Origin of the sequence: Leifsonia sp. CL147 (genome assembly GCF_900114565.1) — a bacterium.
Taxonomy (GTDB): domain Bacteria; phylum Actinomycetota; class Actinomycetes; order Actinomycetales; family Microbacteriaceae; genus Leifsonia.
This window is the reverse complement of sequence record NZ_FOTM01000006.1, coordinates 194,637-203,432: the sequence shown is the minus strand read 5'-3', so window position 1 is coordinate 203,432 and position 8,796 is coordinate 194,637. Positions and strand designations below refer to the sequence as shown.

The window sequence follows — 8,796 nt, the reverse complement described above, 5'->3', positions numbered from 1 at the left end:
CTCCGAGTCCGAGTTCCGCACCATGAAATACCGCCCCAACTACCCCGGCATCTTCGACACGATCGAGCAAGCCCGGGCGTTCATGGACACCTACGTGCCCTGGTATAACCAGCACCACAAACACTCCGGCATCGCCCTGTTCTCACCCGACCAGGTCCACGACGGCAGCTGGCACCGCCACTGGCAACACCGCCACAACGTCCAACACGCCTACTACCAAGCCCACCCCGAACGCTTCCGCCACCACCCCAACACCCCAAAGCCAGCCGGCCTCGTCGGCATCAACACCCCCACCCAACGACTCCACGCAGCTTGACACAGCCCGAATGTGCACTTAGACGCGCTCTGAGTGCACATTCGTGACGAATCGGCCGATGCGTGCGAGGAAAGCAGCGGGATCAGCGAAGAGGTCGGAGGCCGTCACGCGGACCACCCGCCACCCCTCGGCCTCAAGAAGCTCCCGCCGCTCGATGTCGAGCCGCCACTGCCGTCGATCCACCCGATGCCCATCGCCCTCGTACTCGAAGGCGAGGCGTCGTCGCGGGATGCTGAGGTCGGGATGGAGGGTCAACCGGCCGCCGTCGACGGACACGGCATCGTTGACCTCGAGTCCGCAGAAGCCGTGCGCCTCGAGGAAGAGCCGCAGGAGGGTCTCCGGTCGCGAGTCGGAACCGAACCGGATGCGCGGGAGCGCCCAGGCCCGCGCGCAGGCTCCTCTGGTTCGGTTCAGCTCTTCAGCCAATTCCGCGAGCTCACCCGCGTCCAACAGTGCCCCGCGCCGGCGTGCCCCGACGAGGTGGTCGCCGGCCGCGACCAGGTCTTCCCGGCCGATCACGCCCGAGAGCTGGCACCAGACGTGAGCGGGAGTGCAAATGGGGACGCCATCGCGGATCTCACCCGAGACGCTCCCGAGGCTGTGACCGACCACGCCGCGACCCCGCGGCGGGGTGCGGGGAAACGCTACCGACACGTGCAGGGGATCCTCCGGAGACCAGTCGGGAAGCGGGACACCCAGGAGCGCCGCCGCTGTTTGATGGCTGAAGTAGCCTCCCTCGGGCATCAGAGGAAGATAGGCCCGGCAGAGTTCCTGAACACTGGTCGGCGCGACGGTCAGATGTACCGAGTGAAACGGATGGTGGAGATCGGGTCTGCGGAGACGCGACGGTCCAACTCCGAGGTGATGAGCTTCCCTGCGCACGAAGGGGATGCCGACGAGAGCGGGCGGAAGAGGTGGTGGGGTTCGCATCCATTCATCGCACTACGTCGCGGCCCTTCCGAGACCGGCGCGGCGGGATCTGTGGACTTCGGCGCCTTCTCCCCAGGGCCACACACATTCGTGACGAATCGCGGTCCCACGGCCGCTGGAGGCGGAAGCACATTCGTCACGAATGTCGCCCCAACCCCCGCCGAGGTGCACATTCGTCACGAATCTCGCCCCAACCCCCGCCGAGGTGCACATTCGTCACGAATGTGGGAATGGGGGTCAGGTGGCGTCGCGCCAGGAGTGGGTGGGGGCGAAGCCGAGGATGCGGCGAGCCTTGTCGATGGACAGCAGGGTGTCATTGACGCCCAGCTCGCGCTTCAGCGGGACTCCGGGGAACACCTCGGCGACGAGCTCGTCGTTCGGGCGGGACATGACGGTGTCGGCGGCCGCGATGATGAAGCGGTCGAAGCCGGTGGTGTCCCACTCCAGCGCGCGGCGGATCGCCTGGGCGCCGTCGCGGCCGTCGATGTAGCCCCAGAGGTTCCACTTGCGCGCCCACGGGTCGTCGTCGAAATCGGCGAAAGCGGCGTAGTCCTCGGGGTCCATGACGTTGGAGAAGCGGAGCGCCACGATCTTGAGGGCCGGATCCCAGCGGACCAGCTCGATGGCCATCTGCTCCTCGAGATGCTTGACCAGCGAGTACGTGCTCTCCGGGCGCGCCGGGTAGTCCTCATCCACGGGGATGTACGGCGGCGGCACGTCGAACGGCAGCCCGAGCACCGTCTCGCTCGACGCGTACACGACGTTGCGGATCCCCGCCCGCCGGGCGGCCTGGAACACGTTGTAGGTGACACGGATGTTGTTGTGGAACGTCGCCACGTCGCTTAGGATGCCCGGTGCCGGGATCGCCGCGAGGTGCACGATCGCGTCGAACCCGTCGTGGCGGTCGTTCACCCCGAGGATCGCGTCGATGGTCTGGCCGTAGTCGGTGAGGTCCACCTGGACGAATCCGGGCCCGCGCTCGCCCACAGCATCCAGGGAGACGACGTCATCCCCCGCCCTCCGCAGTTCGCGCACGACGGTGCGCCCGAGCTTGCCCGATCCTCCGGTGACAGCGATTCGCATTCGGCCAGTCTACGAGAGCGCCGAGGTGCTCGAAGGTGCACGCGACACGCCGGGGCGAGCTGCAACAACGAGCACTTCGGCGGTCCGCGGCGGCGGCGCGGCGGCGCGGCGGCGCGGCGGCGCGGCGTCAGAACCAGTCGGAGGCGCGGACCTGCTTCATGGCCTCCCGGCGCGACTCCTTGTCGAGCCGGTCGAGGTAGAGCTTCCCGTCGAGGTGGTCCGTCTCGTGCTGCAGCGCCTGGGCGAGGACGCCGGTCCCGGACAGCTCGACCTCGTTGCCGTCCAGATCGATGCCGGTCACCCGGGCGAAGGGATAGCGGAGCGTCTTGAACCAGAGCCCGGGCACGGAGAGGCACCCCTCGTCCATCAGCTCCGGCTCACCCGACACCTCGACGAGCACGGGGTTGATGACGTAGCCGACCTGACCATCCACGTTGTAGCTGAAGGCGCGCTTGTCCACGCCGATCTGCGGCGCGGCGACACCGGCGCGACCCGGCGGCAGGACGCTGTCCACGAGGTCCTCGACGAGGCCGCGCACGCCGTCGTCGATCTCGGCTATCGGCTCGGACGGCGTCTTCAGCACAGGGTCGCCGAACAGGCGGATCTGACGTTCGGTCACAGGTACTCCTCGAGAACGGGCGGACGAGACAACGGGCGGACGGGACAACGGGCGGACGAGAGGTCGGGCGGCCGGACGGACGAGAGGACGTTCAGTCGCGCTCGGCCGGCAGACCCTCGACCACGAGGGCGGCCAACGTGCGGGCCGACAGCCGGGTCAGCGGTTTGAGATCCTTCCAGGAGACGACCGATCCGGCGGCCAGCTGCGGGTCGTACGGGATGCGGACGATCTCACGCACCCGCGAGCGGAAGTGCGCCTCGATCTCGTCCAGCTTCACCAGGTTCGTGGCGTGCGTCGCGGTGTTGAGCGCGACGACCGCGTTGCGGACCAGTTCGCCGTACCCGTTGGCCTCGAGCCACGTGAGCGTCTCGGAGGCGAGCCGCGCCTCGTCCACGCTGCCGCCCGACACGATCACCAGGGAGTCGGCCCGCTGCAGGGTCGCGCGCATCACCGAGTGGACGATGCCGGTGCCGCAGTCGGTCAGGACGATCGAGTAGAAGCGTGCCGACAGGTCGGCGACGACGTTGTAGTCGTTCTCGTCGAACGCCTCCGACAGCAGCGGGTCCGTGTCCGATGCGAGGATGTCGAGCCGCGTCTCGTCCCGCGAGACGAGCGCGGAGAAGTCGGTGAAGCCGCCGATGCTGGCAGCCTTGTGCACGACATCCCGGACCGTGGACCGCGTCTGCCTCGGGACCCGTTCGGACAGCGTCCCGCGGTCCGGGTTGGCGTCGATCGCGATGATGCGGTCCTCGCGAGCCGACGCCAGCGCCATCCCGAGCAGGGTGGTCACGGTGGTCTTGCCGACCCCGCCCTTGCGGGTGAGCACGGGGACGAAGCGGGCGCCGCCCTCGAAGTGCTTCTGGATGCGGTGGTCGAGCTCCTTGCGGGCACGCACGGCGGCCGAGTCACCCAGGTTCACCAGGCGGAAGGTGACGTTGTAGACGAATCGCTGCCAGGCCCCCTCAGGGCCCGGGCGCGTCTTGCGGTTGACCTCCAGCAGGCGATCGGCGGTCAGCATCGCGGCAGGCTCCGGCTGCGCGGAGTACTCGCCGCGCAGGCGGTCGCGGCGCGACGCCGAGTACGGCTCGGATCCCGGCAGCGGGGGGATGTCGCTCCCGGCGGCAGCCGCCCCGCCGGCTGCGGACCCGGACTCCGGCTCCGCGGCCGGGGCCGTCGCCAGGCGGGAGGCGACGATCGCCACCGACATGGTGGTCGGCTCGGCGGGCGACGCGACGAATCCCGGGTCGACCGGGACGTCGTCGATCGCGACCGCCGCCTCGTCCTCTGGGATCTCGCGGGGAGCCACCGGCGGGAGGTCGAGCGCGATGCTGAGGGTCGAATCCACATCCAGCGAGGATGCGGGGAGGAACGGACGCGCGGGCGTCAGCTCGTCGTCGGCCGGCACGAGGTCGCGCGGTTCGCGCTCCTCCGGTGCGTCGGCGTCGGGCTTGTCTGCCACGTGGTGCGATCTCCTTCTGCTGCGGGCGGGTCCCGCGATTCGTCATTGTAGGCCGTCCCGGTTCCGGGTCGGCCGGGGCCGGTCAGGCGGTCTGGATGACCACGAGCAGGTCGCCCGCATCCACCTGCTGCGTCTTCGGGATGGCGAGCCGCTCGATGACGCCGGCGACGGGAGCGGTGATCGCCGCCTCCATCTTCATGGCCTCGATGGATGCGACGGCCTGGCCGACGGCGACCGGGTCGCCGACGCCCACCTGCAGCGTCACGACGCCGGAGAACGGTGCCGCGACCTGGCCGGGCTTCGCCGTGTCCGCCTTCTCGGCCGCCTTCGTCTCGACGACGATGCTGCGGTCGCGCACGAACACCGGCCGGAGCTGGCCGTTGAGCGTGGTCATGACCGTCCGCATGCCCTTCTCGTCCGCCTCGCCGATCGCCTCCAGGCCGACGTAGAGACGCACGCCGCGGCTGAACTCGATGACGTGCTCGGAGCCCTGCCGCAGCCCGTAGAGATAGTCGAGGGAGTCGACCACCGACAGGTCGCCGAAGAGCTCGCGCATCTGCTCGTAGATCCGGGTCGGAGCGGGGAAGAGCAACCGGTTGAGGGTCGCGCGGCGCTCCTCGCTGGAGCCCTCGAGCGCACTGGCGTCGTCGGCCGAGAGGTCTTCGACACCGACCTTGATGGTCTTGCCGGCCAGCACCTTCGTGCGGAACGGCTCCGGCCATCCACCCGGCAGCTCGCCCAGCTCGCCGGCCATGAAGCCGACGACCGAGTCCGGGATGTCGTAGTTCTGCGGGTTCTCGGCGAAGTCGTCCGGGTCGGCCTTCACCGCTGCGAGGTGCAGGGCGAGGTCGCCCACGACCTTGGACGAGGGCGTCACCTTGGGGATCCGGCCCAGGATGCGGTTGGCCGCCGCGTACATGTCCTCCACCAGCTCGAAGTCCTCGGCGAGACCGAGAGCCTTCGCCTGCTGGCGCAGGTTGGAGAGCTGGCCTCCGGGGATCTCGTGCTTGTACACGCGGCCGGTGGGGCCGGGAAGGCCCGACTCGAACGGCCGGTACACCTGGCGGACCGCCTCCCAGTACGGTTCGAGGTCCTCGACCGCGCTGAGCGAGATGCCGGTGTCGCGCTCGGTGTGCGCGAGTGCGGCGACGAGGGCGGAGGCGCTCGGCTGGCTGGTGGTGCCGGCCATGGGGGCGCTCGCGACGTCCACGGCGTCCGCACCGGCCCGGGATGCGGCGAGCAGCGTCGCGAGCTGGCCGCCCGGGGTGTCGTGGGTGTGCACGTGCACCGGGAGGTCGAACCGCTCGCGGAACGCTGCGACCAGCGCCTCGGCGGCCGACGGCCGGAGCAGGCCCGCCATGTCCTTCACCGCGAGGATGTGCGCGCCGGACTCGACGATCTGCTCGGCGAGACGCAGGTAGTAGTCGAGTGTGTAGAGGTCCTCGGCCGGGTCGAGCAGATCGCCCGTGTAGCAGACGGCGACCTCGGCGACCGCCGAACCGGTGGCGAGCACGGACTCGATCGCCGGCCGCATCTGCGACACGTCGTTGAGGGCGTCGAAGATGCGGAAGATGTCGACTCCGGTCGCTGCCGCCTCCTGCACGAAGGCGTCCGTGACCTGCGTCGGATACGGCGTGTAGCCGACGGTGTTGCGGCCGCGCAGCAGCATCTGGATGTTGATGTTCGGCAGCGCCTCGCGGAGCGCGCCGAGCCGCTCCCACGGGTCCTCGCCGAGGAAGCGGAGGGCGACGTCGAAGGTCGCGCCACCCCAGGCCTCGACGGACAGCAGCTCCGGCGTCATCCGTGCGACGTAGGGCGCGACCGCGAGCAGATCGCGGGTGCGGACGCGCGTCGCCAGCAGGGACTGGTGCGCGTCGCGGAACGTGGTCTCGGTGACCGCGAGGGCCGTCTGCGCGCGCAGGGCCTCGGCGAATCCCTTCGGGCCGAGCTCCAGCAGGCGCTGCCGCGAACCGGCGGGGGCCGGTGCAGCGAGATCGATCCCCGGCAGCTTCTCGGTCGGGTCCGAGCTCAGCGGGCGCGGGCCGTTCGGCTGGTTGACCGTGACATCGGCGAGCCAGTTGAGGACCTTGGTGCCACGGTCCTTCGACTCGCGGCCCTTGAACAGCTGCGGGCGCTCCTCGATGAAGGAGGTGGAGACGTTGCCGGCGATGAAGTCCGGGTCCTCCAGCACCGCCTGCAGGAACGGGATGTTCGTGGCGACACCGCGGACGCGGAACTCCGCCAGCGCCCGGCGAGCGCGGAGCACGGCGGCCGGGAAGTCGCGGCCGCGGCAGATCAGCTTGGCCAGCATCGAGTCGAAGTGCGGGCTGATCTGGGCGCCCGGGTTGATCGTGCCGCCGTCGAGGCGGATGCCCGCGCCACCGGGCGACCGGTACGTCGTGATCTTCCCGGTGTCCGGGCGGAAGCCGGCGGTCGGGTCCTCGGTCGTGATCCGGCACTGGAGGGCCGCACCGCGGATATGGACGGTCTCCTGGCTGAGGCCGAGGCCGGACAGGGTCTCCCCCGCCGCGATGCGGATCTGCGACTGGACGAGATCGACATCGGTGATCTCCTCCGTCACCGTGTGCTCGACCTGGATGCGCGGGTTCATCTCGATGAAGACGTGCTGCCCGGCGCGCTCGCCCGCGGTGTCGAGCAGGAACTCCACGGTTCCGGCGTTCTCGTAGCCGATGGACCGGGCGAAGGCGACCGCGTCCCGGTAGAGGGCCTGGCGGATGTTCTCGTCGAGGTTCGGGGCCGGCGCGATCTCGACGACCTTCTGGTGACGCCGCTGCACCGAGCAGTCGCGCTCGAACAGGTGCATCGTGTCGCCGGAGCCGTCGGCCAGGATCTGGACCTCGATGTGGCGCGGACGCAGCACCGCCTGCTCCAGGAACATCGTGGGGTCGCCGAACGCGCTGTCGGCCTCGCGCATGGCCTCCTCGAGGGCGGCGCGCAGCTCCTCGCGGCGGTTGACCCGTCGCATCCCGCGACCGCCGCCGCCCGCCACGGCCTTCGCGAAGATCGGGAAGCCGATCTCGTCGGCCGACGCGAGGAGCTCCTCGATGTCCTTCGAGGGCTTCGAGGACTTGAGGACGGGCACACCGGCCGCGATCGCGTGCTCCTTCGCCGTGACCTTGTTGCCCGCCATCTCGAGCACCTCGGCGCGCGGGCCGATGAACGTGATGCCCGCTGCGCGAGCGGCCTCGGCGAGCTCGGGGTTCTCGGAAAGGAACCCGTAGCCGGGGTAGATCGCGTCAGCCCCGGACTCCTGAGCGACCCGGATGATCTCCTGCACATCCAGGTAGGCGCGCACGGGATGGCCGGGCTCGCCGATCTGGTACGCCTCGTCGGCCTTCAGCCGATGCATGGAATTGCGATCCTCATACGGGAACACGGCGACCGTCTCGGCCCCCAGCTCGTAGGCGGCCCGGAAGGCCCGGATGGCGATCTCACCACGGTTGGCAACGAGGATCTTTCGGAACATGGGGACCTTTCGAGCAGGGGTCGACACCACACAGCAAACGGTTAGGTTCTCTAAGACTAGTAAAGGTAAGTTGGCTCTCGTGCACGTACTCAGCGTTAGCTCCCTCAAGGGCGGTGTCGGAAAGACGACGGTGACGCTCGGGCTGGCGTCGGCGGCGTTCGCGAAGGGCCTGCGCACACTGGTCGTCGATCTCGATCCGCAATCCGATGTCTCGACCGGCATGGACATCCAGGTCGCAGGGCACCTCAATGTGGCGGACGTGCTCGCCTCCCCCAAGGAGAAGATCGTGCGCGCCGCGATCGCCCCGTCCGGCTGGACCAAGGGCCGCTCCGGCACGATCGACGTGATGATCGGCAGTCCGTCGGCCATCAACTTCGACGGCCCGCATCCGAGCATCCGCGACATCTGGAAGCTCGAGGAGGCGCTCGCCAATGTCGAGCACGACTATGAGATCGTGCTGATCGACTGCGCGCCGTCTCTCAATGCTCTGACCCGGACCGCCTGGGCGGCCAGCGACCGCGTCGCCGTGGTCACCGAGCCCGGCCTGTTCTCCGTCGCCGCGGCCGACCGCGCGCTGCGCGCGATCGAGGAGATCCGTCGCGGACTGTCGCCGCGCCTCCAGCCGCTCGGCATCATCGTGAACCGCGCGCGTGTGCAATCTCTGGAGCACCAGTTCCGGATCAAGGAGCTGCGCGACATGTTCGGGCCGCTCGTTCTCTCCCCTCAGCTGCCGGAGCGCACGTCGCTGCAGCAGGCGCAGGGCGCGGCGAAGCCGCTGCACGTGTGGCCCGGCGAGAGCGCCCAGGAGATGGCGCACAACTTCGACCTGCTGCTGGAGCGTGTGCTGCGCACCGCCCGCATCGGCGAGTACGAGACCGCCCCGTCCTGAGCGCACTCCGACC

At 69.5% G+C, this 8,796-nt stretch carries 7 protein-coding genes; 2 read left to right on the top strand and 5 right to left on the bottom strand.

Annotation, left to right across the window (positions count from 1 at the left end; genetic code table 11):
* Positions 1 to 316 (top strand): integrase core domain-containing protein (locus BM287_RS07915; RefSeq protein ID WP_139230634.1); only part of this gene is annotated, 316 nt, incomplete at its 5' end.
* An 18-nt stretch (positions 317 to 334) separates the two neighbouring features.
* Here BM287_RS07915 and BM287_RS07910 read toward each other — a convergent pair.
* The 5 genes from BM287_RS07910 to BM287_RS07890 form a co-directional block, all read right to left on the bottom strand.
* Positions 335 to 1,060 (bottom strand): endonuclease domain-containing protein, encoded by a 726-nt coding sequence (locus BM287_RS07910; protein WP_090037331.1) that lies wholly within the window; start codon positions 1,058 to 1,060, stop codon positions 335 to 337.
* A 423-nt stretch (positions 1,061 to 1,483) separates the two neighbouring features.
* Positions 1,484 to 2,329: an NAD-dependent epimerase/dehydratase family protein gene (locus BM287_RS07905; RefSeq protein ID WP_090037333.1), complete on the bottom strand. Its 846-nt coding sequence runs from the start codon at positions 2,327 to 2,329 to the stop codon at positions 1,484 to 1,486.
* Positions 2,330 to 2,456: 127 nt separating this feature from the next.
* On the bottom strand, positions 2,457 to 2,948 hold the full coding sequence (gene def, locus BM287_RS07900) for a peptide deformylase (RefSeq protein ID WP_090037335.1): 492 nt from the start codon (positions 2,946 to 2,948) through the stop codon (positions 2,457 to 2,459).
* Positions 2,949 to 3,039: 91 nt separating this feature from the next.
* On the bottom strand, positions 3,040 to 4,407 hold the full coding sequence (locus BM287_RS07895; protein ID WP_090037337.1) for a MinD/ParA family ATP-binding protein: 1,368 nt from the start codon (positions 4,405 to 4,407) through the stop codon (positions 3,040 to 3,042).
* A gap of 82 nt (positions 4,408 to 4,489) precedes the next feature.
* Entirely contained in the window at positions 4,490 to 7,894 is a 3,405-nt protein-coding gene (locus BM287_RS07890) for a pyruvate carboxylase (protein ID WP_090037339.1), read from the bottom strand.
* A gap of 79 nt (positions 7,895 to 7,973) precedes the next feature.
* Between BM287_RS07890 and BM287_RS07885 the strand changes: the two genes are divergently transcribed.
* Positions 7,974 to 8,783, top strand: coding sequence for a ParA family protein (locus BM287_RS07885; RefSeq protein ID WP_090037340.1), 810 nt, complete (start codon positions 7,974 to 7,976; stop codon positions 8,781 to 8,783).
* The last annotated feature ends 13 nt before the right edge of the window (positions 8,784 to 8,796 follow it).